At 72.0% G+C, this 25,706-nt stretch carries 27 protein-coding genes and 1 pseudogene; 12 read left to right on the top strand and 16 right to left on the bottom strand.

Annotated features, from left to right (window positions below; genetic code table 11):
* Positions 1-15: 15 nt before the first annotated feature.
* The gene (locus tag ACFQBR_RS15965) at positions 16-909 is read right to left on the bottom strand and encodes a CPBP family intramembrane glutamic endopeptidase (RefSeq protein WP_344179243.1); all 894 of its coding nucleotides are present in this window, start codon (positions 907-909) and stop codon (positions 16-18) included.
* Between the two features lie 754 nt (positions 910-1,663).
* On the opposite strand from ACFQBR_RS15965, the gene ACFQBR_RS15960 reads away from it, so the two are divergent.
* Both ACFQBR_RS15960 and ACFQBR_RS15955 read left to right on the top strand, forming a co-directional pair.
* The gene (locus ACFQBR_RS15960) at positions 1,664-1,849 is read left to right on the top strand and encodes a hypothetical protein (RefSeq protein ID WP_267950436.1); all 186 of its coding nucleotides are present in this window, start codon (positions 1,664-1,666) and stop codon (positions 1,847-1,849) included.
* A gap of 1 nt (position 1,850) precedes the next feature.
* A pseudogene (locus ACFQBR_RS15955) lies at positions 1,851-2,382 on the top strand (DUF6879 family protein).
* Between the two features lie 67 nt (positions 2,383-2,449).
* On the opposite strand, the gene ACFQBR_RS15950 reads toward ACFQBR_RS15955, so the two are convergent.
* The 3 genes from ACFQBR_RS15950 to ACFQBR_RS15940 are packed head-to-tail and all read right to left on the bottom strand — an operon-like array spanning position 2,450 to position 3,978.
* Positions 2,450-3,274 (bottom strand): helix-turn-helix domain-containing protein, encoded by an 825-nt coding sequence (locus tag ACFQBR_RS15950; RefSeq protein WP_267945533.1) that lies wholly within the window; start codon positions 3,272-3,274, stop codon positions 2,450-2,452.
* Positions 3,258-3,785 carry a DUF6879 family protein gene (locus ACFQBR_RS15945; protein ID WP_344179239.1) on the bottom strand — a complete coding sequence of 176 codons (528 nt, stop codon included), beginning with the start codon at positions 3,783-3,785 and terminating at the stop codon, positions 3,258-3,260. Before ACFQBR_RS15945 ends, ACFQBR_RS15950 begins: the two co-directional genes overlap by 17 nt.
* The gene (locus ACFQBR_RS15940) at positions 3,769-3,978 is read right to left on the bottom strand and encodes a hypothetical protein (protein WP_344179237.1); all 210 of its coding nucleotides are present in this window, start codon (positions 3,976-3,978) and stop codon (positions 3,769-3,771) included. Before ACFQBR_RS15940 ends, ACFQBR_RS15945 begins: the two co-directional genes overlap by 17 nt.
* 249 nt (positions 3,979-4,227) lie before the next feature.
* Between ACFQBR_RS15940 and ACFQBR_RS15935 the strand changes: the two genes are divergently transcribed.
* From ACFQBR_RS15935 to ACFQBR_RS15925, 3 genes are read left to right on the top strand one after another with little or no spacing between them, the layout of a single operon-like run.
* Positions 4,228-4,485, top strand: a complete 258-nt coding sequence (locus tag ACFQBR_RS15935) for a hypothetical protein (RefSeq protein ID WP_267945536.1) — start codon at positions 4,228-4,230, stop codon at positions 4,483-4,485.
* Between the two features lie 16 nt (positions 4,486-4,501).
* Positions 4,502-5,461: an ATP-grasp ribosomal peptide maturase gene (gene tgmB / locus ACFQBR_RS15930; RefSeq protein WP_267945537.1), complete on the top strand. Its 960-nt coding sequence runs from the start codon at positions 4,502-4,504 to the stop codon at positions 5,459-5,461.
* 53 nt (positions 5,462-5,514) lie between these two features.
* Positions 5,515-6,600, top strand: a complete 1,086-nt coding sequence (locus tag ACFQBR_RS15925) for a methyltransferase domain-containing protein (protein WP_344179234.1) — start codon at positions 5,515-5,517, stop codon at positions 6,598-6,600.
* 503 nt (positions 6,601-7,103) lie between these two features.
* On the opposite strand, the gene ACFQBR_RS15920 is transcribed toward ACFQBR_RS15925, so the two are convergent.
* A complete protein-coding gene (locus ACFQBR_RS15920) occupies positions 7,104-7,583 on the bottom strand; it encodes a hypothetical protein (protein WP_344179232.1) in 480 nt (159 codons plus the stop codon).
* A 20-nt stretch (positions 7,584-7,603) separates the two neighbouring features.
* Positions 7,604-9,013, bottom strand: a complete 1,410-nt coding sequence (locus tag ACFQBR_RS15915; protein ID WP_267945540.1) for a helix-turn-helix domain-containing protein — start codon at positions 9,011-9,013, stop codon at positions 7,604-7,606.
* A 371-nt stretch (positions 9,014-9,384) separates the two neighbouring features.
* Between ACFQBR_RS15915 and ACFQBR_RS15910 the strand changes: the two genes are divergently transcribed.
* Both ACFQBR_RS15910 and ACFQBR_RS15905 read left to right on the top strand, forming a co-directional pair.
* On the top strand, positions 9,385-10,530 hold the full coding sequence (locus ACFQBR_RS15910; protein ID WP_344179228.1) for a methyltransferase domain-containing protein: 1,146 nt from the start codon (positions 9,385-9,387) through the stop codon (positions 10,528-10,530).
* 88 nt (positions 10,531-10,618) lie between these two features.
* Complete coding sequence (locus tag ACFQBR_RS15905) at positions 10,619-11,110, top strand: ATP-binding protein (protein ID WP_344179224.1); 492 nt, start codon at positions 10,619-10,621, stop codon at positions 11,108-11,110.
* Positions 11,111-11,385: 275 nt separating this feature from the next.
* Here the strand turns inward: ACFQBR_RS15905 and ACFQBR_RS15900 are convergent, their stop codons facing one another.
* Positions 11,386-12,057: a TetR/AcrR family transcriptional regulator gene (locus ACFQBR_RS15900; RefSeq protein ID WP_344179222.1), complete on the bottom strand. Its 672-nt coding sequence runs from the start codon at positions 12,055-12,057 to the stop codon at positions 11,386-11,388.
* A gap of 140 nt (positions 12,058-12,197) precedes the next feature.
* Here ACFQBR_RS15900 and ACFQBR_RS15895 point away from each other — a divergent pair, with 140 nt between their 5' ends.
* Positions 12,198-12,566, top strand: coding sequence for a VOC family protein (locus tag ACFQBR_RS15895; RefSeq protein WP_267945544.1), 369 nt, complete (start codon positions 12,198-12,200; stop codon positions 12,564-12,566).
* A 49-nt stretch (positions 12,567-12,615) separates the two neighbouring features.
* Positions 12,616-13,458 carry an alpha/beta fold hydrolase gene (locus tag ACFQBR_RS15890; protein WP_344179220.1) on the top strand — a complete coding sequence of 281 codons (843 nt, stop codon included), beginning with the start codon at positions 12,616-12,618 and terminating at the stop codon, positions 13,456-13,458.
* A gap of 91 nt (positions 13,459-13,549) precedes the next feature.
* Here ACFQBR_RS15890 and ACFQBR_RS15885 read toward each other — a convergent pair whose 3' ends face one another.
* The 4 genes from ACFQBR_RS15885 to ACFQBR_RS15870 all read right to left on the bottom strand — a co-directional run bounded on the left by ACFQBR_RS15885 (position 13,550) and on the right by ACFQBR_RS15870 (position 17,082).
* Positions 13,550-14,521 (bottom strand): sigma-70 family RNA polymerase sigma factor, encoded by a 972-nt coding sequence (locus ACFQBR_RS15885; protein ID WP_344179218.1) that lies wholly within the window; start codon positions 14,519-14,521, stop codon positions 13,550-13,552.
* 1 nt (position 14,522) lies between these two features.
* Complete coding sequence (locus ACFQBR_RS15880; RefSeq protein WP_267950437.1) at positions 14,523-14,906, bottom strand: VOC family protein; 384 nt, start codon at positions 14,904-14,906, stop codon at positions 14,523-14,525.
* A gap of 67 nt (positions 14,907-14,973) precedes the next feature.
* A complete protein-coding gene (locus ACFQBR_RS15875) occupies positions 14,974-15,363 on the bottom strand; it encodes a VOC family protein (protein WP_344179216.1) in 390 nt (129 codons plus the stop codon).
* 102 nt (positions 15,364-15,465) lie between these two features.
* Positions 15,466-17,082 carry an MFS transporter gene (locus ACFQBR_RS15870; RefSeq protein ID WP_344179213.1) on the bottom strand — a complete coding sequence of 539 codons (1,617 nt, stop codon included), beginning with the start codon at positions 17,080-17,082 and terminating at the stop codon, positions 15,466-15,468.
* A gap of 210 nt (positions 17,083-17,292) precedes the next feature.
* Here ACFQBR_RS15870 and ACFQBR_RS15865 point away from each other — a divergent pair, with 210 nt between their 5' ends.
* From ACFQBR_RS15865 to mug, 3 genes are all read left to right on the top strand, one after another.
* Entirely contained in the window at positions 17,293-18,342 is a 1,050-nt protein-coding gene (locus tag ACFQBR_RS15865) for an NAD(P)-dependent alcohol dehydrogenase (RefSeq protein ID WP_344179211.1), read from the top strand.
* 336 nt (positions 18,343-18,678) lie between these two features.
* Complete coding sequence (locus tag ACFQBR_RS15860) at positions 18,679-19,464, top strand: SDR family oxidoreductase (RefSeq protein ID WP_267945550.1); 786 nt, start codon at positions 18,679-18,681, stop codon at positions 19,462-19,464.
* A 326-nt stretch (positions 19,465-19,790) separates the two neighbouring features.
* On the top strand, positions 19,791-20,336 hold the full coding sequence (gene mug / locus ACFQBR_RS15855) for a G/U mismatch-specific DNA glycosylase (RefSeq protein ID WP_344185904.1): 546 nt from the start codon (positions 19,791-19,793) through the stop codon (positions 20,334-20,336).
* Between the two features lie 175 nt (positions 20,337-20,511).
* On the opposite strand, the gene ACFQBR_RS15850 is transcribed toward mug, so the two are convergent.
* From ACFQBR_RS15850 to ACFQBR_RS15830, 5 genes are all read right to left on the bottom strand, one after another.
* Positions 20,512-21,255, bottom strand: a complete 744-nt coding sequence (locus tag ACFQBR_RS15850) for a DUF1295 domain-containing protein (protein WP_378553813.1) — start codon at positions 21,253-21,255, stop codon at positions 20,512-20,514.
* A gap of 56 nt (positions 21,256-21,311) precedes the next feature.
* Positions 21,312-22,739 carry a cyclopropane-fatty-acyl-phospholipid synthase family protein gene (locus ACFQBR_RS15845; RefSeq protein WP_344185902.1) on the bottom strand — a complete coding sequence of 476 codons (1,428 nt, stop codon included), beginning with the start codon at positions 22,737-22,739 and terminating at the stop codon, positions 21,312-21,314.
* A complete protein-coding gene (locus tag ACFQBR_RS15840) occupies positions 22,736-24,001 on the bottom strand; it encodes a cyclopropane-fatty-acyl-phospholipid synthase family protein (protein ID WP_344185901.1) in 1,266 nt (421 codons plus the stop codon). The genes ACFQBR_RS15845 and ACFQBR_RS15840 overlap by 4 nt, the downstream gene beginning before the upstream one ends.
* The gene (locus ACFQBR_RS15835) at positions 23,998-24,762 is read right to left on the bottom strand and encodes a DUF1365 domain-containing protein (protein WP_344185900.1); all 765 of its coding nucleotides are present in this window, start codon (positions 24,760-24,762) and stop codon (positions 23,998-24,000) included. Before ACFQBR_RS15835 ends, ACFQBR_RS15840 begins: the two co-directional genes overlap by 4 nt.
* Positions 24,759-25,706 (bottom strand): NAD(P)/FAD-dependent oxidoreductase (locus ACFQBR_RS15830; protein ID WP_378553693.1); only part of this gene is annotated, 948 nt, incomplete at its 5' end. The genes ACFQBR_RS15830 and ACFQBR_RS15835, both read right to left, overlap by 4 nt.

The raw sequence follows: 25,706 nt of genomic DNA, 5'->3' as shown, positions 1-25,706 counted from the left end.
GTCGCCATTGTCCCGTCACACCCGCACCGGCTGCGGGTCCGCAGGGGTCAGGGTAGGGCCCCTCCTGCGTGTGCGCAGCCACACCACCGCCGTGATGGCGACAAGGGTGAGACAGGGGATGAGCAGAGCGGCCGACTGGGAGCCCGCCGACCGCTCCAACGCAGCGTTCTGGTCTGCGTGCAGAACGGTGAGCAGGAGGAAGGTGAGCGTGTTGTTCAAGGCGTGGATGACAACCGCGATCTCGATGCCGCCGGTGCGCCAGGTGATGAGGGCCAGGCTGACACCGAGCGAGAAGCACCAGAGGTTGAACCACGGATCGGTCGAGAGGTGGACGGCCGTGAACACCACGCTGGAGACGAGTACCCCGAGGACCATCGCCGTGCGCGGCCCGTGCCCCCAGCTCGCGGCGACGCGGAAGACGAGTCCGCGAAAGCCGTACTCCTCCCCGGCCGACTGCAGGGGCGTCAGCAGGAGGGTGGCGGTGAATACGGCGATCAGGTCGGCGATCGACCGGTGAGCCTGTTCCACGGGCAGGAAGTTCAGGCCGACGAGCGAGAGGAGGAGCCAGAGGGGACCGATGATCAGGAACGCCCGGCCGAACACGTCGAACCTGAAACACGAAACCACGGAGTGCAGCGAGGCGCCCTTCACCCCGTAGAGCCACCGCTGGAGGAGCATGCTCCACGGGATGAGCAGGGCGACCGAGGCCAGGTTGGCAGCGTGGAAGAGCGGTGTGTAGTCGGTTCCGCCCAGCGTCGGGGGGATTCTGCCTGTCTGCACATCGACGAAGGCGGCAGCGAGGGCGATCAGGATGTTGAAGGCGAACAGCCCGCCGACCAGGAGCACGATCGCCAGGATGCCGCGACCGATACGGCGCTTGTCGTCGGCGAGCACACGGTGGTACTCCACACCCGGCGGGAACGGTCGTGGGCCGCGACGGCGCGGGGGCGGCGGGGTCTCCACGGAGTTAGCGTCCCGGGCCGTGGGGGGCGGTGAAACCGCTGGTCGTGACGGTGTCGTCGGGGCGGAGAAGTCGTCGTTGCGGCTCATGCCACGAACGTATTTCCGCGCGAGCCCGTAACCGAGTGCCACCGATCACGGGATTCGTCTGCGATCCGCATGGGTCGGGCATGACAGATGTCATGCAAGGTCGAGGGGCGTGGTGTGGGCATGGAGGGTGGATCCCCGCGTGCGCGGGGAGCAGGAAATCGGCACGTTCGGGCCGGTCAGCGGCCCGGGTCCATCCCCGCGTGCGCGGGGAGCAGGAGAGCATCCCCTTGCGTGAGATGGCAGGCGCGGGTCCATCCCCGCGTGCGCGGGGAGCAGGATGCGCTGGATCTCATCAAGCAGCGCAGCGAGGGTCCATCCCCGCGTGCGCGGGGAGCAGAGCGGATAACCAGGGAACTTACCAGCGGCAAGCAGTCATTTTTCCAACTTATTGGGTTTCGGACAATCGCCCCAAGAAGGCATGGAAATTCACTTCCGCCAAGTTCACTCCCATAAGGACACAGAACGCCTTCCAGTCCGACCCGAGTCATGATCCACTGATGTCCGTCATACCCTGGGACTCTACATAGGTCGGGAAGGACACACTCTCCTCCAACGCGAGTCCCTGTCACTCCAGATAGGCAACCGAGCCCTCCTTCACGGCCCCTCGGCTAATCTGCGTACCGTCAGGACGGTAGTTCAGGAGAACGATTCACTCACCGTCGAACATCCAGAAGTCGTCGTCCAGGGCTACCGGTTGACGGACCGGGAGGCTCTGGCACAGTTGTCGGACGTCCTCCCCGACGAGCAGTTCGTCGTGGTGCCCCGTGAACTTCTGACCCGCTTCGCCCCCAAGGAGTGACGTGCCCGATCTCGTGTCCGGCGAGGCCTTCAACGATCTCTTCCGCGCCTACCGCTATACCGCGTGGCGGTTGGAGACGCGGAGCTTCTACGGAGTCCTGGAGGAGAACGAGCCCTTCCAGAGGTGGCTCACCGGCGACGACTCCGACATCGAGTGGTTCAAGCCGTGGCTGAGCATGATGCGCGACGAGCTGGCCACCGGGAAACGCATGGAGCGGGTCCGCATCATCGACGACCCTCCCTCGGACTACCTGCGCTGGGGAGCTGTGGGGCACTCCCTACAACCTGGGGGTGGGAGAGGACATCCGCTACCTCCCCAGGAAGCACTCTGTGGTCGACTCGCTCCCTGACGAGGACTTCTGGGTGTTCGACAGCCGAACGGTCGCCCGGCTCCACTTCGACGAGGACGGCAACGTGCTCGGCGCGGCTCTGAGCGAGGATCCCGCCGAAGTCGTTCGCGCCCTGCAGGCACGCGATGCGGCCTGGCACCATGCCCTGACGTTCACGGAGTACATGGCGACCAGATCTGCATGACCGGTTACCCGACAGCCCGTGTCTCCCTGGGGGCAAGGGCACCTTGAGCTTCGATCGCCCCTCAAGGTCACGAGCGCCCCCATGCGCGTATCTGATCGCGGCCGGTGTCGCCGAACAGCGCATGCTCCTCGTACATCGCGAACAATTCACGGTACGCCTTCACATCACGCGCATCGCGGAAGGCCAACCGACCCGTGAAGATCTCGACTGTCGCAAGGCGGTCGTCGTAGACAGTGAACGTGTTCATCGGACCGCGCGGCAGGAGCACACCGAGTGGGATCACGCCCAGGCGAACGTTCTGCCATCGGGACACCTCGAGCAGTCGTTCCCTCTGCGCAGCCATACCGCCCGGGGGCAGGATCGCCCATCGGACAGCCTGTTCCGTCAGCAGGAACGTGAAAGAACGTGTGCCTTCCCTCAAGATGGCCTGCCGGTCGATCTTCTTCGCCACGGTGGAGGAAACATCCCCGGGAGAGTGGGTGAGGCTCGCTTTGATGTAGGCGGGCGTGGCCAGCAGCCCGGTCACCATCGTCGGGAGGAAGAAGCGGATCTCCGACGCCGCCGACTCCAGAACCTTGAGTTCGCTCTGACGGGTCTCCAGCCCCTTACGCCAGAGCGTCCGCTTGTCCTGCCATTCTGTGTTGGCCAGTTTGGCCCGTTGCAGTACCCGCGCAGCCTGTTCAGCCGTAGCACCGAGCGCGGTGAGGATACGATCCAGGTCGACCAAGGTAGGGGTGAGTCGGCCCGTTTCGATCTTGCTGATCTTGCTCTGCGATATGGAACAGCGCCGAGCCAGCCGGTCTCCGGAGAGACCGGCTGCCCGGCGCAGTTCACGCAGTTCCGCCCCGAGATCGTCCCGGGCCGCTGCGAGTTCCTCAGGTTCTAGCGCCACCCTGCGACTCTACGTAGGCTGCGAAGGGGATGCTCTCCTCGACCGCGATCCGCTGCCACTCCTGGTATTCGGCAGGAGCCTCGTCCACCAGTTCGCGGTTGATCTGCGTACCGTCAGGGCGATAGTTCAGGCGGACGATCCGCTCCCTGTCGAACATCCAGAAGTCGAAGTCCGGCAGTCCCAGATCTCGCCCGGTGAGGTCGAGAATCCGGATGTCCTCACCAGCTGCGATGTTGCCGGGAATCCCCCAGGCGAACTGGTAGCGCTGATAATCGGTCAACGGCCGACGCACGACACGGACACGCCCGACGTACTTGCCATCAGCCAGATATCCCCTGATCCGTTCATGCCACCTGGAGTTGTGCCCCTCCGGCTTCGGTTCACCACGGAGGAAACGGGAAAAGCTCCCGACCTCTCCCGGCATGGTGTAGGTGGACTGAACTTCTAGCCTCCACGCCTCCGAACCGAAACCGTCGAACACCTTTCTCCACGAATCACCATCCAAGAGCATCGAAAGCCTCCCTGAGAACAGACTGAGGTATCTCGACCGCGGATTCTCCGTCGGGCGGGGTGAAACCGGCGTAGAGGGCGCCCTGGACAACAACGCCCCCGCCCTCCGAGAGGTAGACGTTGGGGCAGTCATCGTCGTCGCAGACGGGGCCGCCACCACCAGTGAGACGGGTGAGACCGGGCTTGTGCACCACGCACACTCCTGCCAGGTGGTCCGAAGGGGTTCGATCAACAATACCCAAGCGACCCATCCACCTTCCACTACGGACGAGGAAAATTCCCGAAGTGGAATAAAGTCGTTCCACCTCGCTTACGACGCAGGGATCGAAAATATTCCTTTTCGGGAATGCCACCGAACCCCGAACCTGTTTCCCATACGCTCATAGCGTCCACAGGACACGCCTTACCACAGGAACAAATAGCCACAAAGGGAACTTCCAAGGATGCTCAACCAGGAAACCAAAACTGACGACTCGTCCGCGACAGAAAACTTCCGTCCGTTCGGCCTGAGCCGCTGCACGGTTCCCCAGCACGATTCCGGCTACGACGTCTCCGGGATCACCTACGACCCGAAGTCCCAGATGTCCTTGCTCTCCGGCAGGCCGCTCATCGAGCAGCCGATCCTCGGCACCGCCGTACAGTGCACGGTCACCACCACCGAGGACATGCAGGCGTGGACCGACCAGGTCTCGGACTCCTGAGCGGAAGAGGACACCCGTGACCGTTCTGGTTCTCACCCGCCCGCTGGATCCCACCGCCGACCTGGTCATCCACGAACTCCACCGGAGCGGAACACCGGTTCTCCGCTGTGATCCCGGGGACTTTCCCGGAACGCTCGAATTGGAGGCCCGCATCTCGACGACAGGAGCGGTCACGGGCACCTTGCGCACGCAAGAGCGCGAAGTGGACCTCGCAGAGATTCGTTCGGTGTATCACCGGCGTCCCACCTCTCCACGCTCGCATCCGGCACTGGACGAACGCGATCGGCTGTGGTCGGAGCGTGAGGCCGGCGCCGGGCTCAACGGTGTACTCGACGCGCTCAACTGCCGATGGATCAACCGCCCGCGCCACAACACTGCAGCAGAACGCAAGCCACGACAGCTCGTAGCAGCGGCACGCGTCGGGCTGAGCGTGCCGGAAAGCCTTGTGACCAACACGGTGGAGGCCGCGCGCGAGTTCGCCGCCACAGCCCGCACCATGGTCTACAAGTCCATGACAGGTGGTCCTACCCCTGGTGAAGCCCTTGAGAGAGCTGAGGCCCTCTACACCACAATCGTCACTGCGGACGAGCTGACACCCGGCGTGGGACACACCGCACACCTGTTCCAGGTGTGGGTCGACAAAGCCTACGAGGTACGGGTCACGGTGGCCGGGGAAATGGTGTTCGCGGTTCGCATCGATGCCGCCAGCCCGACCGCGCGCATCGACTGGAGGGCCGACTACCGGCATCTCTCCTACCTGCCGGTCGAGCCTCCCGCAGAGGTGTCCAAAGCGGTCAGGAAGCTGATGCGTGAGCTCCATCTGACTTTCGGGGCCCTCGACTTCGTAGTGACACCTGATGGCAGGTGGGTGTTCCTGGAACTCAATCCCAACGGCCAATGGGGATGGATACAGCTCGCCACGGGCCTCCCCATCGCCGAGGCGATAGCCGACAACCTACGAGAAAGCAGTCTGTGATGCCCTCACCCTCTTCCGGACAGACACCGGCTCCCCCCGGGCACGCCGACCGATTGGCCGCGGAACTGGTCACCAAGGGCAGTCTCCGTTCCCCGGTGTGGCGTCACGCCTTCGCCACCGTTCCGCGGCACTTGTTCGTGCCGGCATTCCACGTTCGCACCGCGAAGGGCACTGCTTCCTACACCGATGAGGCACCGGGCTGGCTGGAGGCGGTCTACCGTGACGACACACTCATCACCAGGTTCTCTGACGAAGGACTGGCGGTCAGCTCCTCCACCGAACCCTCACTGATGGCTCTGATGCTGGAGAACCTCCAGTTGGAAGACGGCATGCGGGTCCTGGAGATAGGGACAGGGACCGGCTACAACGTCGCGTTGCTGAGCGAGCGTCTGGGCTCAGGACTCGTAACGTCTCTGGACCGAGATCCCGACCTGGTCGAACAGGCTCGCGCCGCCTTGGCCGCAGCTGGATACAGGCCCACCGTGGTCATCGGAGACGGGGCGGAAGGCTACCCGGGCAACGCACCCTACGACCGGCTACTGGCTACCTGCGGCCTCGGTCGTGTGCCGGTGTCCTGGCTGAGCCAGCTGAGCACTGATGGAATGATCCTCGCGAACGTAGGACTGGGGTTGGTACGCCTGACCCGCAGGAGCCACCAGTTCGTTCAGGGACCTTTTCTGCCGCAGGCGGCGGGTTTCATGCGACTGCGATCCCCTCTCGCCTCCGGGGTTCCCACCCTCGACAGGGTGCTTGCCGCCACAGGCGGTGACCCCGATGAAGTTCAGCACTTCGAGGATGTACCGGGACTCGACGACCACTTCATGTCCGAGTTCCGGCTGTCCCTGCTTCTGCCTTCCGGGCTTCGTGTCATTCGGCACGAGCCGGGCGGTGCAGTCCACTGTGTGCTGGACGGCGCTTCAGGAGCGTGGTTCCGAGCCATCGTGTCCCCGGACGGACAGGTGTCGGTGGCCCTCAAGGGAAGCGCGCAGAAGTGGAAGCTGTTCGCCGAGATGTTGGGTGTGTGGGCCCGGGAGGGCCGCCCCGGTATCGATCGCTACTGGTTGACGGTCGACCGCTCCGGTGAACACCGTCTCTGCCTCGACGGACCGCGCGGACGCTACGGCTGGGATCTCGACTGACCGCAGCCGCCGCACCCCGGAGGAAGACATCCCCCGCGTGCACGGGGAGCACGTGTTCTCTCATTTCCTGGACCTCCGCCGGACGGGTCCATCCCCGCGTGCGCGGGGAGCACCGCAGCTGCCTTCAGCGGGCGGCCCCTCGACTGGGACCATCCCCGCGTGCGCGGGGAGCACTCGACCGGGGAGTCGGCGACCACCTGGGTCCAGGGACCATCCCCGCGTGCGCGGGGAGCACGCGTCGGGTACGGCGCGGTACGGTAGGCACTGGGGACCATCCCCGCGTGCGCGGGGAGCACAGTGAATGACCTGGGACTCTACCAACGGTGAACGGTCGTTTTTCCAACTTCTCAAAAATTGGACACCTGACCCGAAAACCGTCAATCAACCCATATGACTGCAAACAACTCCGCGGCCGCACCGGACCACGGCCGGAACCCCTGAACCCCTGACTCCCGCCGGGACCGGCGGCCGGGGGACGCACCCCCGGCCGGGTCCCGCCCGGACTACTCCCTGCGTGCCCCCTCGGGCCAGATGACGTTCACGGGGATCCCCCGCTCGGTGGCGAGCCGCACCGCGTCGGCCGTTCCGCCCCCGCCGCCGGACGGCTGCCCGTCCCACACCGCGAAGAGCAGGTCGACACCGCCGAGCACCGCCTCGTTGGCCTCCTCGTAGGCCTGGCGGCCCGCGGTCAGGCTCATGTACCGCACGTGGTGCGCGCGGACCAGCAGCCGGTCGAAGCCCCCGCGTGCCTCGGGGCCGACCTTGGCCTCGCGGTAGTCGGCGGAGGGGAGCACGACCTCCAGCTGCCCGCCGAGGTCGAGGACCTCCTCGGCGAAGAGCTGGTCCGCGCCGCGCGCGAGGCAGGAGATTCCGACGAGACCGCCCTCGGTGTAGTCTTCCAGTGCGTCTACTAGGGCTTTTCGTACCAGTTCCGCACTGTCAGCGGAGAGGTTCGAGTGGCCAGTGATTCCGATGCGCGTCACTCTGTCCCATTCCTTTCCGTCTACTGGGCAAGCAGAGTACGCGATAACTCGTCACGCGCTTCGGCCACGGTGGGCTGACGGTGGAACGCGGCCGACTCGGTGTACCAGTCGTGTATGCGCCGGCGCACCCTCCCCGAGTCGAGCGAGCGCTGCATGTCCGCGGCCTGCCTGACGACCCGCACCGACTCCTCCGGTTCGTCGAGCAGCAGGTAGGTGCGCCCGAGTCCGACGAGGTCGAAGGCCCGGCTGCGCTTCTTGGCGGGGTCGCGCAGCCTGAGCGCCCGGCCGATGTGCCGGGCGGACTCCTCCGCGAACCTGCGCCGCGCGGCCCGGTCCTCCTGACCTCCCGCGAGGTCCCGGTAGCGCGCCCCCACGACCCCCGACAGCTCGGCGTGGTCGAAGTTGCGCGCCCAGTCCGGCACCTCCCCGCCCCCTCCCCCGTCGAGCAGCTCCTCGGCCTGGGAGACGGTGCGCCGGTAGGCCTCGGTCCGGCCCATCCGGGCGTACGACCAGCCCTCGCGGGTGCGCAGCATCGCGAGGACCCGTTCGGGGGCGCGGTGGGCGTGCGCGCTGTCCAGCGCCAGCCGCGAGATGTCGAGGGCGTCGTCGGGGCGGTGCAGGTCCAGCATCTGGCGGGCCATGTCGGCGAGCACGCCGACCCCGTACAGGCGGTGTTCGGGTCCCGCCTGGTGGATGGCCCGCAGCGAGAAGGTGTAGTACTTCTGCGCGGTGGGGTGGTCCCCGGCGTCGTAGGACATGGCCGCGACGATCTTGGAGAGTTCGGCCATGACCGTGAACAGCCTGGCCTGGACGGGTGCGGGCTGGGCCTCCTCGACCAGTTCGGAGACCTCCGACAGTTGTCCGATCACCGCCTTGCGGCGGATTCCCAGGCGCCACCTGTCGTCCCAGTGGCGCAGCGCCACGGTGGCGGCCTCGATCCTCCCCAGTTCCGATTCCCCGATGGTGCTGGGCCCGTGGCCGGAACCGGCCAGTGTGGGAAGCAGCCAGTGTTCCAGCACTTCCGTCAATGTGGCGCCCATGATGAGAGCACCACCGACCGCGAATGCGTCCCTGCGTTTCATCAGATCCTTCAGCGTGATCTCGGCGATGTCCTGCGCTGTTCTCGGCGCAGACCACAATTCGTCCATGCCGTGCGCTGAAGTGCCTGTACCCCGATCCGCGCCGATATCGCCACCGTCCGATTCGGCGAGTCCGAGAAGCCGGCGGGCGTCGGAGGGCATCGACAGCCCGTCGGCGAGGCGCCGCCAGGTGCGCAGGGCCGTCACGGAGCGCCGTCCGGCCATGATCGCGCTCACGTGCGGCTGGGCGAGGTCGGTGGCGGCGCCGATCGCCTGCTGGCTGGCGCCTGTGTACTGCCTGACCAGGCGGAACAGGGCGCCTGCGTCCTGGTCGGCGAGGGATCGGCGCACGTCGGCGCGGGACCAGAAGGTGCGTGGCGGAGTCGGGCGGGGGGTGACCGGTAACTCGGGCATTCATACCGCCGGTGTATATCGGCTCGGAATTCCAGGGGCAGGGGCGGACGTCGTTACATCTCCATAGACATCCTTACCCGGAATCGCTTGCCCCCGAAATGGGCGGAAGACCCTGTTTCCGTCTTCTTCGGCGGAGCGCCGAGGAGCGAGATCATGAACCCCACCCCCCACGACGGGCACGGCAGGAACGGTGGCGGCCACAAGCCCGGAGCCGCCGTTTCCGCCACGTGCGCACTCTCCGTTTCCGCTACCTGCGAATACTCCCTTCCGTCTCTGGACGGGGACCCGGCTTCCGGCGGGGCCGACCGATGATCCCCGCGCACCGGAGACTCGTCGCCCGCCTGGCGGTGGACGGCGACCTGTCCCCCGACTGGCGGGGGGCGTTCGAGGCGGTGCCGCGCCACCTGTTCCTGCCGGACGTCATCGACGGGGGCGGGGGCGGCCTCCCGGTGGACCGGCGCGACGACGAGACGCGGTGGTGGGAGGCCGCCTACGCCGACCTCCCGGTGGCCGCCCGGGTCGGCGGGGGCGTCGGGGACGGCCGGGGCCCCGGACACCCGGTGACGGCCTCCCCGGCCCCCTCGGGGCTGGCCCGGGTGCTGGACCTGTTACAGGTGTCCCCGGGCATGCGGGTCCTGGAGATCGGCACGGGGACGGGCTACGGCGCGGCCCTGCTGTCGCACCGGCTCGGGGACGACGCCGTGACGTCGGTGGAGATCGACTTCGCGCTCGCCGAGAGCGCCCGGGTCTCGCTGATGGCCGCCGGGTTCGCCCCGCTGGTGGTGAGCGGGGACGGCAAGTACGGCTGGGCGGCCAGGGCCCCGTTCGACCGGGTGTTCAGCTGTGTGGCCGTGCGGCGGGTCCCCTACGCGTGGGTGGCGCAGACACAGCCCGGTGGGCGGGTGCTGACCACGTGGGCCAACTCCTTCCACGAGGGGGTGCTGGTCGACCTGGAGGTGGGCGCGTACGGCACGGCGCGCGGCCCGGTGGTGGGGGGCGGGCACGCGTGGGTCCGGCCGGCCCAGGACCCCCTGTCGCTGGTGGACACCTACGTGCGGGCGGACGCGGAGTTCTCGGTCACCCGGACCCGCCTGGGGCCGGAGGAGCCGATCCGGGACCCCCACGGGTCCTTCGCGGTCGGGGTGCGCATGCCCACGGTGGTGCACCGGACGCGGTTCGCCGAGGACCCCGCGGACCCGAGGTACACGGTCTACCTGATCGATCCGCACACGTGGTCGTGGGCCTCGTGGCACATCGACCCCGAGTTCAAGGAAGAGGGCTACGAGGTCCGCCAGCACGGCCCGCGCCGGCTGTTCCACGAGCTCGAGGCCGCGCACGAGCTGTGGGTGGAGGCCGGCCGCCCGGAGCGCACCCGGTTCGGCCTGACCGTGGCCTTCGACCACCAGCTCGTGTGGCTGGACGACCCCCACGCCGTGTTCGCGTCCAGCCGGTGATCCCCGCCGGGGCGGGCCCCTCCGCCCCGGCCCCTGTCAGACAGCCCCGGGCCACGGCCCGCCGCACAGCTCCAGAGGGAGAAGTCTCATGTCCATCACGCCGTACAGTCCACAGACCGCCGCCCCCGGATGGCGGTGGAGCCCCCGCGTGTACCCGCGCGTCCCGACGGGGGCGAGCCGGGTGAGATCCGAGCTGCGCGCCGACCTGGAGATGCTCACGAACGTCACGGAGGACCTGGTCTCGGACATGGTGCTCTGCGCGAGCGAGATGTTCTCGAGCGCGGTGGAGTACGCCGGGCCCGACGCCCGCGGGGGCCGCATGCTCCGCACGCTGACCCTGTACGGCGTGCCCGGCCGGGGGTCGGTGCTGTGCCTGTCGATGGTCGGCGAGGGCGAGCAGAGCACCGTGCCGCACTTCCCGTGCGAGGGCCTGGGCCAGGTGTGGCCGGACGTGGCCCTGGGGCAGGGGCTGGTCCTGATCGACCGCCTCGCGGAGCGCTGGGGCACCCGCCGGGCCCTGTTCCCCGACGAGGGGGTGGGCGCCGCGATCTGGGCGGAGTTCACGGTCCCCGCCGAGTGACCCGGCGCCCCGCCGCTCTCCGCGGGCGCCCCTCACGACCGAAGCCTCCCGGCCCCGTACCAGGCCGGCACGTACGCGGGAGGGGTGCACCTGCACGCGCACCGCAGGTGCACCCGCGCCCGCACGGGGAACACGGCCGTCGCCGCCCCGCGAGGGGCCCGGCCGGGCCGTTCCCTTCCGGAAGCTCCCCGGCCGGAAGCGCCCCGGTCGGACGGCCTCCCTGGACCGGGCGAGCGGCAGTGCCGACGGCGCCCGCCGCCCCGCCCCGTCCCTGACTACTCCGCCGGCCGCCCGGACCCGCGGCCGTACGCGGCGAGGAACACCCGCACCCCCTCCTCGGCGTGGCGGCGCAGCTCCTCCGGGGGCGGGACGGCCTCGTCGCCCAGGAGCATGGCCCGGTTGACGGGCTCGGCCATGACCAGCCAGTTGAAGTGGGAGGCGGCGGTGGCCGGGTCCGCCACGTCGAGGCGCCCGCTCCCGGCCAGGCGCTCGAACAGGCCGGCCATGGCGCGCATCGCGCGCGCGGGCCCGTTCTCGTGGAGGACCCGGGCGAGTTCGGGGAACCTGGCGACCTCGCCGATGACGAGGCGGCGCAGCCGCATCAGGTCGGGGGTGAGCACCACCGTGAGCTGGCGGTACGCGTAGTCGCGCAGGTACTCGGCCAGGTCGTCGTCCTCGGTGGGCTCGGGCAGCCGCTCGTGGACGGTGTCGCCCGCCCCGGAGGTCATGCCGGTGACGATCTCGACGAACAGCGACTCCTTGCTGCCGAAGTGCTTGTAGACGGTCTGCTTGGACACCCCGGAGAGCGCGGCGATCTCGTCCATGTTGGTGCCGAGGTAGCCGCCCCGGAGGAAGACCTCCCGCGCCGCGTCCAGGATGGCGCGGCGCTTGCGCGCGGAGCGGCCCCCGCCCTCGGCCCCGCCCGGAGGGTTCTGTGTGTCCGACACCGTCGCGCGACCGCCCGTCCTCGTCGTCCGTCCCGTTTGACCCATTGGTACTGCACGGTCTAGTTTGGTGCAAGTACGGTACTGGACAGTCTAGTTTTGTACCGGCCTCCGCAGAGGCCTTCCGAGGAGATGTGACGACGATGCACGTACAGTTCGCCGAGCTTCCCGTGTTCGACCAGGAGCGGGCCAAGGCGTTCTACACCGGCAAGCTCGGCTGCCGGGTGGTCGCGGACGCGCCCATGGGCGACGACGGGTGGCGGTGGATCGAACTCGGCCTCCCGGGCGCCACCACGTCCCTGCACTTCATCCGGCGTGGCGACGAAACCCCCTCCCCCGAACCCGTCATGGTGCTGGTGGACGACGACGTCGCGGGGACGGTCGCCGCGCTCCGGGCCGAGGGGGTCGAGATCGTCACCGAGCCGCAGGAGGCGCCCTACCGGCCGGGGCTCACGGTCGCCGAGTTCCGCGACAGCGAGGGCAACCGCATGGTGGTGAGCAGCAGCGCGTGAACGCCGCCGCGCCCCGCGTCCGCGCACACCCTTCGAGGAGGAGATTCCGATGTCGCACCACGAGCCCGAGGTCCGCACCCTGAAGGTGCCGGGCGCCACGATCCACCACGAGGTCCGCGGCTCCGGCCCGGTGCTGCTGCTGATCCCCGGGGGGCCGCAGGACGCCGGGGTCCTCGCCGGCCTCGCCCGGCGGCTCGCCGACCGGTACACGACCGTCGCCTACGACCCGCGCGGGAACTCGCGCAGCGCCCTGGACGGCGACCCCGTCGAGCAGCGGGTGGACGTGCACGGCGACGACGCCGCCCGCCTGGTCGAGGCGCTGGGCGGCGGCCCCGCGTACGTGTTCGGCACCAGCGGCGGAGGCCAGATCGGCCTGGCCCTGGCGGCCGGGCGCCCCGACCTGGTGAGGGTGCTCGTCGCGCACGAGCCGGCCTGCGTGCTGATGCTCGACGACCCCTCCGACGCCGTGGCCGCGGACCGGCACGTGTACGACACCTACCTGAACGAGGGCGCCGACGCGGCCATCCGCGAGTTCCTGGGGCTCAACGGCCTGGACGCCGGCGAGGGGGCGCAGGGCGACGGCGTCCCCTCCGACCCCGAGGAGGCCGCCACCTTCGAGCGGGTCAGCGCCAACTTCGAGTACTTCCTGGCCCACGGGCTCCTGCCGATCTCCCTGTACCGCCCGGACGTGGAGGCCCTGTCCGAGAACGGGGCCCGGGTGGTGGTGGGGCTCGGCACGGGGTCCGAGGGGGCGCTCATCCACGACATCGGGCTCGCGCTCGCCGGTCGGCTCGGGACGGAGCCGGTCCCCTTCCCGGGCGACCACCTGGGGTACGACACGCACACGGAGGAGTTCGCGGAGGCCCTGCACGGGGCGCTGCGCGCGGGGTGAGGATCCCACACGGCGGGCCCCGGCGGGCCGTTCCGCGGGGGCCCGCGCCCCGCTCGGGCGGGCCGGGCCCCGCGTGCCCGGAGCCGGGCCGCTACAGGCTCGGCGCCAGGCCGAAGTGCGGGAAGAGGGAGGTGTCGAAGAACATCACCGTGTGGGCGACCCCCTCCGGGACGGGGTCCAGGACCTGGAGCCCGAACGCCCGGTGGACGCCGTCGCCGCCGCGCATGTACACCGCGAAGGCGGGCTGTCCGTTGGCGCGGGTCGGCAGCAGGACCATGTCGCCGGGGCCGGAGGCCGGGCAGTGGGTGGAGATGAGGCGGCCGATGTCCCGCGCCCCGCGCACCCACGTGGTGTACGGCGGCATCTCGAACACCGCGTCGGCGGTGAACAGCTCGGTGATCGCGGGGATGTCGTAGGCCTCGAAGGCCTCCACGTACCTGGCGAGGATCTCGCCCTGGCCCGGCGGCGGCTCGGACACCGCCTCCTCGGTGGGCGCCTCGCGCGCCAGGTGGGCGCGGGCCCGCTGGAGCAGGCTGTTGACGGCGGGCACGGAGGTGTCCAGGACGTCCGCGACCTCGGCGGCGCTGAACCGCAGGACGTCGCGCAGGATCAGCACCGCCCTCTGCTTGGCCGGGAGGTACTGGAGCGCGGCGACCAGGGCCAGGCGCACGCTCTCGCGCGCGGCCACGACCGAGCCGGGGTCGTCCGCGCCGACCAGGGCGTCGGGCACCGGTTCCAGCCAGGGGACCTCCGAGCGGTCGGCGAGCTCCCCGTCGGGTGCGGAGGGCCCGCCGAGCCCGGTGGGCAGGGGGCGCCTGCGGCGCCTCTCCAGGGCGGTGAGACAGGCCGTGGTGGCGATCCGGTGGAGCCAGGTGCGCAGGCTGGAGCGGCCCTCGAACCGGTCGAAGCCCTTCCAGGCGCGCAGGTAGGTCTCCTGGACCAGGTCCTCGGCGTCGTGCACCGAACCGAGCATGCGGTAGCAGTGCGCGTACAGCTCGCGCCGGTAGGGGTCGGCGAGCCTGGCGAAGTCCTGGTCGGACGCGTTTTCCACCACGGCTGTCACGTTACGCCTCCTGGATGACAGAACACACGTTGCCGAACGGGTCGGCGAACCACGCCACCGTGGGGGAGCCGTGCACGATCCCCTTGGCGTCCTGGTCGAAGCCGTCGTAGCGCAGTGTCCGCACGCCCCGCCGGGCAAGTTCGTCCACGGCCGCCTCGGCGTCGTCGACGACGAGGTTGAGGACGGTGAACACGGCGGGCTCGTGGTCGGGCTTGGGGTAGACGAGGACCGCCCGCCCCTCCCCCAGGTCGATGTCGAACAGGCCCTCGTCCTCCATGCCCTCGACGGGGCCCACGGCCAGGCCGAGGGTGTCGCCGTAGAAGGCGCGCGCCCTCGCGGCGTCGGGGACGGCGAAGGACGCGAAGGCCCTCGTGGTGTCGAACATGGCGTTCTCCCTCATGTTTGCGTTTGTGCTGGTCACAGTGTTGCTGTCGGGGAGGGGCGTGTCCCGCTCACGCGCCGTCCTCCATCTCGGCGCGGTGCTCATCGCTGAGCTGGACGATCTGGACGAGGTTGCCGTCGGGGTCCTTGGCGGTGGCGAACAGGCTGCCGTCGCGGTCCTCCAGGGGCGCGAGCCACTCGGTCCCCGCCGCGTCCATGCGGGCGGCGACGGCGCGGGCGTCGTCCACGTCGAAGTTGAGGATCATCCGGGAGGGGTCGGCGGAGACGGGGCCGACGTCGTCCCGGCGGTCGATGAGCAGGTGGAAGGTGCCGAACCGCAGGACCCGGTAGCCGTCCATGGAGTCGTCTGCCCGGGGGTCCAGGACGGCGGCGTACCAGGCGTGCAGCCGGTCGGGGTCGGTGGTGGCCAGGAGCATGCTGTCGAGGTTGGGGCGGGCCATGGTGTCCTCCGCGGGTCGTCGGCGCCGCTTCCCCGTGAGGGGCTGCGGCCGGGTGTCGTCCCGGGCGTTCCGGGCTCCCACCCGTACAGACACGGTCGGGGGTCAGGACTCATCGGCCGCCGCGCGAACCCTCGCGGACCCGTCGTCCGCCGGCGGCGCCCCGGCTCCGGGCACGGGACCGTCCCCGTTTCCCCCGACCGCGTCCTCCGCGGACGGTGCGGAGCGCAGGAGCACGAGGGCAACCGTCCCGAAGACGACCATGGCCGCGGCGCCGACCGCCCCGGCCGCGTTGAGGCCCAGGGTGAACGCCTCCCGCGCGGGCCCGAGCAGCTGGGCGGCCAGGTCGGCGGGCAGCTCCGCGGCGACGGCGACGGCCCCGGCGAGGGTCTCCCCCGCCTGGTCGGGGACGCCCTCGGGGACGGCGGTCCCGGTGCGGTAGACGGCGGCGGCGAGGCTGCCCAGGAGGGCCACGCCCATGGCGATGCCGAACTCCCCGCTGGTCTCGGACATGGCGGCGGCGGCGCCGGCGCGCTCCCTGGGCGCCGCCCCGACGACGATGTCGGTGAGCAGGGCCGCCCCGGGCCCGAGGCCGATCGAGGCCAGGAGGAGCCCGGTGACGAGGAGGGGGGTGCCCTGTTCGGCGGGGACCAGGAACAGCAGGACGAACCCGGCGGCGCTGACGAACATGCCGCCGCCGATGACGTTGGCGCGCCCGATCCGGGCCGCCAGGGGCGCGGCGACCAGGGTGGCCGCGACCATGGCGAGCGCCGGGGGCACCTGCCACAGGCCGGCCACCAGCGGCGAGTGTCCCGCGACCAGCTGGAGGTACTGGCTGAGCAGCAGGAACGTGCCGCCCATGGCGACGGCGCCGACCATCATCACCCCCAGGGAGGGGGCGAACCCGGGGCGGCGGAACAGCCTCAGGTCCAGCAGCGGCTCCGTCAGGCGCAGCTGGCGGCGGACGAACACCGCTCCCACCGCGAGTCCGACGGCGACGGCGGCCAGGGGCGCCAGGACGGGGCCTCCGCCCGCGGCGGTCTTGAGGCCGTAGACGACGGGCAGGATCGCGGCCAGGGACAGGGCGACGCCGAACAGGTCGGGGCGGCCCGGCTCCGGGTCCCGGAACTCGGGCAGGAGCAGGGGCGCGCAGACCAGCAGCAGCACCATGACGGGCACGCCGAGCAGGAGGACCGAGCCCCACCAGAACCACTGGAGGAACAGGCCCCCGACGACCGGGCCGAAGGCGGTGCCGCCCATGAAGCAGCTCGTCCACACGGAGATGGCGACCGCCCGCTGTCCCGGGTGGGTGAACATGTTGCTGATCAGGGCGAGGGTGGAGGGCATGAGGGTGGCCCCGGCCACGCCCATGAGCGCGCGGGCGGCGATGAGCGCCTCTGCGGTGGGAGAGAACGCCGCGGCGGCGGAGGCGAGCCCGAAGACGGCGGCGCCGATCATCAGCAGCCGCCTGCGGCCGACCCGGTCGCCGAGGGTCCCCATGGTGACGAGGAACCCGGCGATCATGAAGCCGTAGACGTCCATGATCCAGAGCAGCTGGGGGCCGCTGGGCTCCAGGTCGGCCGCCAGGTGCGGCAGGGCCAGGTAGAGGACGCTCATGTCCAGGGAGAGCAGCAGGGTGGGCAGGGCCAGTACCGCGAGGCCGAGCCAGGTCCGTCCGTCCGCGCGCGGAGGCGCCCCGCCGGTCCGTGTCTTGCCGTTCATCGCGACCTTTCTCCTGGATTTTTCGTTCATGTGTACGGACCAGGAGGGGACCGGGAACTCATCGTCCGGGTCAAAAACAAAGAACGCTTTTCGGGACGTTCATTGACAGACTTCCGCCAACTGCGCTGATAGCGTCAAGCGGCCGACCGGACACGGAGAGTGCCGCACGTGCGCGCCGACGTGTCCCTGTGACAGTTGGGGGAGCGCCCTATGCGAGCCGTGGTCTTCGAGAACTACGAGCAGTTTCCGTCACTCACCGACGTCCCCAAGCCCTCTCCCGGCCCGGGGGAGGTCCTGCTCCGGGTCGCCGGCGCGGGCGCGTGCCACTCCGACGTGAGCGTCTACCGCCACTTCAAGGAGGGGCAGCCGGGGGCGCAGAGGCCGCCGTTCGTCCTGGGCCACGAGAACGCCGGGTGGGTCGAGGAACTCGGCGAGGGCGTGAGCGAGCGCGTGAAGGTCGGCGAGGCCTACCTGGCCTACGGCCCGATCGGCTGCGGCCACTGCCGCAAGTGCGCCAAGGGCCAGGACACCTACTGCGAGAACGTCGCGACCATGCCCTACCTGGCGGTCGGTCTCGGCCGCGACGGCGGCATGGCCGAGTACGTGACCGTGCCCGCCCACCACCTCGTCCCGCTCGGCGACGCCGACCCGGTGGACGCGGCGCCGCTGTCCGACGCGGGGCTGACCCCGTACCACGCCGTCAAGCAGGCGCTACCGCACCTGGAGGGCGGGGGCCGCCACGCCCTGGTCATCGGCCTGGGCGGGCTGGGACAGATCGGCGTGCAGATCCTGCGCGCGCTCACCGGGGCGACCGTGATCGCGACCGACGTCAAGCCCGAGGCCCGCGCGCGTGCGGAGCAGAACGGGGCGGTCACCGTCGGGGCGGGCGCCCGGCAGGCGGAGGAGATCCGCGAGATCACCGGCGGCCGGGGCGTGGACGCCGCCTTCGACTTCGTGGGCATCACCCCGACCATCGCGACGGCGGCGGACACGCTGGCCCAGGGCGGCCGGCTGACGGTCGTGGGCATCGCGGGCGGCACCCGCGAGTTCTCGTTCTTCACCACCCCCTACGAGTCCTACATCACCAACACCTACTGGGGCACGGTGGAGGACCTGTGGGAGGTCGTGGACATGTACCGGGCGGGGCAGATCCGCCCCGACGTGGAGCGGTTCGGCATGGAGGACGCCCTGGAGGCGTACCGGAAGCTGGAGGCGGGCGAGGTCTCCGGACGGGCCGTGGTGGTCCCGCACGGGGGCTGACCCGCCGGGCAGGGGGCGGGGCCGGGCGGTCGCCCGGCCCCGCCCCCGGTGCGCAGGCCCCTGAAGCCCCGTGCCCGGCGCTCCCCCACCCGCCCGACCCGGCCCGACCCCGCCGACCTGCCCGTATGCGCCCCCGCGGCTCGGCGGCCCGCCCCCGCCGCCCCGCCGGGCGCCCTCCCGGGTCGGAGTCGCGCCGCGGGCGCCGGTCGGCCCGGCCCGGCGGGCGTCGCTCCGGCGGTCCCGGCGGGGCCGCCCGGTGATCGGCCCCCGGTTTCACCGCGGGGGAGGCGTGCTGCCAGGATGCCGTCAGCACTGGTAGGAACCGTGAGGAGAGACATGGATCTGGGGATCGCGGGAAAGGTCGCTCTGGTCACCGCGGCCAGCTCCGGCCTGGGAAGGGCCATCGCCGTCGCCCTGGCCGCCGAGGGCGTGCACGTGGCCGTGACCGGCCGTGACAAGGAGCGCCTGGAGGCCACCGTCGCGGCGTGCGCCGAGCACGGCGTGTCCGCGCTGGCCGTGGAGTGGGACCTGGCCGACCACGGGGGCGCGGCCGGGGTCGTCGAAAGGGTGGCCGCCGAGCTCGGCCCGGTCGACATCCTGGTCAACAACACCGGCGGACCGCCGCCCACCCCCGCCCTGGGCCAGCAGGCCGGGGTGTGGGAGGACATGTACGGGTCCATGGTCCTGCCCGTCATCCGGCTCACCGACGCCGTGGTCGGCGGCATGCGCGAGCGCGGCTGGGGCCGGATCATCACCAGCACCTCGTCCGGGCCGATCACGCCCATCCCGAACCTGGGCATCTCCAACACCCTGCGGGCCTCGCTGCACGCCTGGTCCAAGACGGTGTCCAACGAGGTGGCGGCGGACGGGGTGACCGTGAACGTCATCGTCCCCGGCCGGATCACCACGCCCCGCACGGACTCGCTGGACCGGGGCCGCGCCGAGCGCGAGGGCCGCCCGTTCGAGGAGGTGCGCAGCGAGTCGAGCGCCCAGATCCCCGCCGGGCGCTACGGCACCACGGAGGAGTACGGGGCGGTGGCCGCGTTCCTGGCGAGCCGCCAGGCCGCCTACGTCACCGGTTCGACGGTCCGGGTGGACGGCGGGCAGATCCCCTCGGTGTAGGTCCTCCGCGGAGGCCGGACCCGGCCTCCGCCGGGGCCCGGGGCCCGGGGCCCGGGGTGTGCCGCGTGCGCGCCCGCGGGCGCCGGTCCGGGCGGTGTCCCGGGGCGCGCCCCCGCACGGTGGCGCGCCCCGGGGGTGTGGACGCGGCGGCCCCGGGAAGGGGCACCGACAGCGGCACGGTTCCCCGCGCCGCCGGCCCCGGGCCACGGGAAGGGGAGTCCATGGACCACGCGAGCGGACGGACCGGAGACGCACCGCCGGAGGCGGGGCCCCCGCGCCCGGCCGCGCGCGCCTCCAGGAGAACGCCCGGCCCGAGCAAGGCCGAGCTGGAGGCGGCGCGCGGCAGAGTGGTCCCGGACGTGGTGAGGGACGGCCTCGACGTGCTCTTCTGCGGTATCAACCCCGGTCTGACCGCGGGCGCGGTCGGACACCACTTCGCCAAGCCGGGCACGCGCTTCTGGCCCTCCCTGCACGGTTCCGGCTTCACCCCCCGACGGCTCCGGCCCGACGAGGAGGAGGAGTTCCTGGCCCTGGGCCTGGGGATCACCAACTTCGTGGAGCGGGCCACGGCCCAGGCCGAGGAGCTGGGCCGGGAGGAGATCGTCGAGGGCGGGAAGAGGCTCCGGGCCAAGGTCCTGCGCAGGCGGCCCCGGTGGCTGGCCGTCCTGGGAATCACCGCCTACCGGGAGGCCTTCGGCGACCGCCGCGCGGCGGTGGGGCCCCAGGACATGTCGATCGGCGACACCCGGGTGTGGCTGCTGCCCAACCCCAGCGGCCGGAACGCGCACTGGCTGCTGGGGCCGCTCACCGAGGAGTTCGCCCGTCTGCGGCGCGCCGCCGGGCTCCCGGACCGGAACCCCGACCGGGACTGACGGGTGCTGCGGGGGCACGGCGGCCCGGCGGGGCGGTGCCGGACCCCGGGTACGGAGGGGCCCGCCACCGCCGCAGAGGCCCTGGCGCGCCCGCGCCACCGGGATGCGGGGGCGAGGACTCGGGCCGCCCCGGCGCACGCGGCCCCGGGACGGCCGCCGGAAAGCGGCCCGCGGCTCAGCGGGGCCCGCCTCTCCCCCGCTTCGGCGGCAGGGGGACGAACGCGCTGGTGCGCCGGGCGTAGTCGGCCCAGCCGGGCCGCCCCGCCATGTGCTCGTCCAGCAGGCGCTGTCCCGACCCGCGGGTGAGGAGGTAGGTCATCACCAGCGGCGCGGGCAGCGTGAGCAGCACCCACCACGAGCCGTCCAGGGCGACCAGGAACAGCCCCCACCACACGCAGGCGTCGCCGAAGTAGTTGGGGTGGCGCGTCCACGCCCACAGTCCCCGGTCCATGATCCGACCCCGGTTGGCCGGGTCGCGCTTGAACCGGGCCAGCTGGGCGTCGCCGACCGACTCGAACACGAACCCCGCCAGCCACACGAGCACGCCGAGGGCGGCGAGCGGGCCGAGCGGGGCGGTGGTGTGCGCGGCCGCCTGGACCGGCAGGGCGACCAGCAGGACCAGGGCGCCCTGGAGGAGGTAGACGATCCGCAGGGCGTACAGGTGCGGGTTGCCGGGGGCCCGGGAGAGCAGGCGCTCGTAGCGCGGGTCCTCTCCCTTGCCCCGGCCCCGCCGGCCGATGTGGACGGCCAGGCGCACGCCCCACACGGCGGTGAGCCCGAACAGGAGCCAGACGCGGACCGGGTCGCCGGTCGCGGTCAGGACACAGGCCGCCGCGACCAGGACGAACGCCGCCCCCCAGGCCGCGTCCACGACGCTGTGCCGCCCCACGCGCAGGCCGACGGCGAAGGTCGCGAGCATGAGCGCGGCCACGGCCGCGGCGGACACGGCCAGGGTGGGGAGGAGCGCGGCGGCGCTCACCGGGCGCCCCCGCAGGGCTCCCCGGCCCCGGCCGTCCCACCGGAACCGGCGGGACGGCCGGCCCCCTGCGCGCGGGCGTGCCCGGAGGGGGACGGGGTGCGGCCGGGCCGTACGGCGAGGACCTGGTCCACGCCCATGCGCCCCTCCTCGAAGGCCAGCGCTCCCCCGGCCAGGTAGAGCCGCCACACGCGCGCCGACTCGGCGCCCACCAGGTCCACCAGCTCCCCGTGGCGGCGCTCCAGCTCGGCGGACCAGGCGCGGGCGGTGCGCACGTAGTGCTCGCGCATGGCCCGCACGCCCCGCACCTCCAGCCCGGCGTCCTCCAGCAGGCCGACCGTCTCCCCGACCGGACGCATGTGCATGTCGGGGGCGATGTAGCGCTCGATGAACGGGCCCCCTCCAGGATGCCTGCCGCGCCGGGACATCTGCTGGAGGAGCAGGCGCCCGCCGGGCCGCAGCCGCGCGCGCAGGGCGCGGGCGAAGGACGCGTACCCGTCGCGCCCCACGTGCTCGCCCATCTCGATGGAGGCGACGGCGTCGAAGCCCGTGTCGTCCACGTCCCCGTAGTGCTGGAGCCGGACCTCGACCAGGCCGTCGAGCCCCTCCGCGCGGGCGCGGTCGGCGACGTGGTCGCGCTGGCGGGCGGACAGGGTGACGGCGGTGACCGCCGCCCCGTGGTGCCGGGCGGCGTACAGGGCGAGGGAGCCCCAGCCGCAGCCGACGTCGAGGAGGCGGTCGCCCTCGGACAGGCCGAGTTCGAAGCACACCAGGGCGAGTTTGTCCCGCTGGGCGTCGGCGAGGGTGTAGCCGGGGTCGTCGCTGGTCCAGTAGGCGCACGAGTAGGCCATGGACTCGTCCAGGAGGAGTTCGTACAGGTCGTTGCCGGCGTCGTAGTGGTGGGCGATGGCGGCCGCGTCGCGTGCGCGCGAGTGGCGGCGCCCCCTCAGTGCGGCCTCGGCGGAGGGCGCGGGCGGGGGCGGACCGACCACGCCCAGGGCCACGAGCGCGCGGGCTGCCCTGGCGGCCTCCACCGGCCCGGGCAGGGAGGTCCCGTGGCGGGCGACGCTCGCCCAGGCGCGGCGCAGCCCGTCGGTGAGGTCGCCCTCGACGTCGAGCGAGCCGGTGACGTAGGCGCGCGCGAGTCCGAGTTCTCCGGGGCGGGCCAGGACGTGGCGCACGGCGTCGCGGTCGCGCAGGACCACGCGCGGCGCGTCGGCGGGTCCGGCCTCGCTGCCGTCCCAGGCGCGCAGCCGGACGGGCATGACCCCGTTGAACAGGCCGGCGACGAGGGGCGCGAGGAAGTGGGCGGCGCCGCGCGGGGCGGAGGTCCCCGCCCCCGGTCCCCCCGCCGCACCGGGCGCCGGGGCGGTCGCCGCGGTCGTGCCGACAGGGTCGGTGGTCGCGGTGGTGGTATCGGTGGTCACCGGGCACGCTCCATGATGATCTGCTCGACGTCGATGATCCCGGACAGGAATCCGGCCTCGCAGTAGGCGAGGTAGAAGAACCACATGCGGCGGAAGGTGTCGTCGAAGCCGAGTTCGCGGACCCTGTCCGCCGCTCCGTCGAAGCTCTCCCGCCACACGCGCAGGGTGTCGGCGTAGTCGCGGCCGAAGGACAGCCGGTCGACGACCGCGAGGGAGGTGCGGGCCCGCAGCTGCTCCTGGACGGCGGTGACCGAGGGGATGAGCCCGCCGGGGAAGACGTACTTGTGCATCCAGGTGTAGGAGCCGCGCGAGGCCCGCATCATGCCGTGCTCCATGGTGATGCTCTGGAGGGCCACCCGGCCCCCGGGCCGGACCAGCCGGTCCAGCGCCGCGAAGTAGACCGGCCAGTAGCGTTCGCCGACGGCCTCGACCATCTCCACGCTGACGACGGCGTCGTGGACGCCCCGCACGTCGCGGTAGTCGCACAGTTCGACCTCGACCAGGTCGGCGACCCCGGCGTCGGCGACGCGGGCGCGCGCCAGGTCGCGCTGTTCGGCGGAGAGGGTGACGGTGGTGACGCGGGCGCCCCGGCGGGCGGCCCGGATCGCGAGCTCGCCCCAGCCGGTGCCGATCTCCAGCAGGCGGGTGCCCGCGGTGACCCGGGCGCCGTCCAGCAGGCGGTCGATCTTGCGCTCCTGGGCCCGGGCGAGCGTCTCCCGGTCGCGCGGCTCGTCCCCGGCGAACAGGCCGGACGAGTAGGTCATCGTCCGGTCCAGGAAGACCGCGAACAGGTCGTTGGACAGGTCGTAGTGGTGGCTGATGTGGCGGCGCGCGCCCGCCCGGGTGTTGCGGTCCGAGGGGGGCCGCCGCGGCAGGGTGACGTGGCGCAGCGGCTGGAGGGGCCGCGGCACGAGGTTCGCGTAGTCCCCCGCCAGGCGGGTGAGCAGGGCGACGGGGTCGGGCGAGTCCCACTCGCCCGCCATGTAGGACTCCCCGAAGCCGATGAGTCCGCCGGCGGCCAGGCGCCGGTGGAAGGCGTCCGGGTCGCGCAGCCACAGGACCGGGGCCCCGGCGCGGTCGCCCCCCGGGTCCGGGCCGGGGTCCTCGGGCCCGGTGTGCACGCGGACTCCCGCGCGCGCGGCGGCGTACCCGGTGAGGGCGCGGGCCGCGAGGGCGCGCAGGGGGACGCCGGGGACCCGGGCCACGTCGGGCCATCTGCGGGCGTCCAGGGCCTGCGGCGTGTGGGGACTGGTCGTGGTCATGACCGTGCTGCCTTCCGTTCCTCTGTGCTGGGCGGCGGCCCGTCGGGGCGGGGCCGGACGGGCAGGCCGCGCAAGTGGAGTGCGACGCCCTGGACGCGGATGCGCAGGGCTCCGACCAGGGGTGCGAGGGGGTACCGCAGCGCCCGCAGGAGCAGGGACGCGGCGGTGGCGGGGCGCCGGACGCCGTGCACGGAGGCCGTGAAGGGGGGCCGGCCCTCGCGGTGCAGGGCGATGGTGAGGGCGAGTCGCTCGCCCGGTTCGGGGAGGCTGACGCGGTAGTGGCCGTCGACGTCGTTGAACGGCGACACGTACAGCGCCTTGCCGGTCCGCGCACGGCCGCGCCCGTCCACCTCCAGCAGGTAGCGGTGGCGTCCGCCGTAGGTGTTGTGGACCTCGGCGACGACGCGGGCGAGGCGGCCGTCGCGGTGGTGGCACCAGTAGACGGTCAGGGGGTTGAACACGTGGCCGAGGACCCGGGCGTGGGCGAGCATGAGCACGCGTCCGCCCTCCAGGTCGACGCCGTGCTCGGCGAGGTAGCCGTCGATGTCCGCGCGCGGCGGCCCTGCGGGGGCGGCCCCGGCCGGCCCGTGGTCGGCGGCGCGGAACCCGGCCAGGAGGCGCAGCGGCAGCGGCGGGCGCGGCAGGTCGTCCAGGTCGACCAGCCAGTAGTAGGTGCGGTGGGCGAAGGCGTTGCGCACGGGTTCGACGCGCACGTGGCGCACGGTCGCCTCGTACAGGGCGGGCGCGGGTGCGGGCCTCACCAGAGGGTCCCCAGGGAGGCGGCGGCCCGGACGCCCGACGCGCACCCGTCCTCGTGGAAGCCCCAGCCGTGGTGGGCGCCGGCGAACGCGACCACGCCGTCGTCGAGTTCCGGCAGCCGGCGCTGTGCGGCCAGGGAGGCGGGCGTGTAGACGGGGTGGGCGTAGTCGGCGGCGGCCACGACCCGGGCGGGGTCGACCCTGTCGGTCCCGTTGAGGGTGACCACGTACTGGTCGGCGGCGTCCAGGCCCTGGAGCCGGTTCATGTGGTAGCTGACCCGCACGGGGTCCCGGTCGGGTTCGCAGGAGGCGAGCCGGTGGTTCCAGCTGGCCCAGGTGGAGCGGTCGCGGGGCAGCACGGAGGTGTCGGTGTGCAGCAGGGTCGGGTTGCGGGAGTAGCCGAAGGCCCCCAGGAGCTCGCGCTCGGCGTCGGTGGGGCGTTCGAGCAGGGCGAGGGCCTGGTCGGCGTGGGTGGCGACGACCGCCGCGTCGAAGTCGAGGGTGTCGGTGGGGGTGCGCAGGCGCACGCCGTCGGCGGTGCGGGCCAGGGAGCGGACGGGGCTGCCGGTGCGCACCGCGTGCAGGTTCCCGGCGATGCGCTCGACGTAGGAGCCGGAGCCGCCCACGACGGTGCGCCAGCGGGGCGAGCCCCACACGCCGAGCATCCCGTGGTTGGCGAGGAAGGCGAAGAGGTAGCGGGCGGGGTAGTCGGTGGCGGCGCCGGGCGGGCACGACCAGACCGCCGAGACCAGGGGGAGGAGGAAGTGGGCCGTCATGTAGGGGCTGAACCCGTGCCGGCGGACGAACTCGCCGAGCGTGGGCTCGTCCGTGCCCGGCCGTGCCCCGCGCGGGAGCGTGCCGGGGCCCGCCCCGGCGGAGGGGGCCCGGCGGCCCGCCGGGCGGCGCACCCTGCGTGTGCCCCGCCCGGCCCCCCGCACGCGCGCCCC

It is taken from the genome of Nocardiopsis tropica (assembly GCF_042660575.1).
Lineage (GTDB): Bacteria > Actinomycetota > Actinomycetes > Streptosporangiales > Streptosporangiaceae > Nocardiopsis > Nocardiopsis tropica.
The sequence above is the reverse complement of the archived record's forward strand: the minus strand, read 5'-3'. Positions and strand labels throughout refer to the sequence as shown.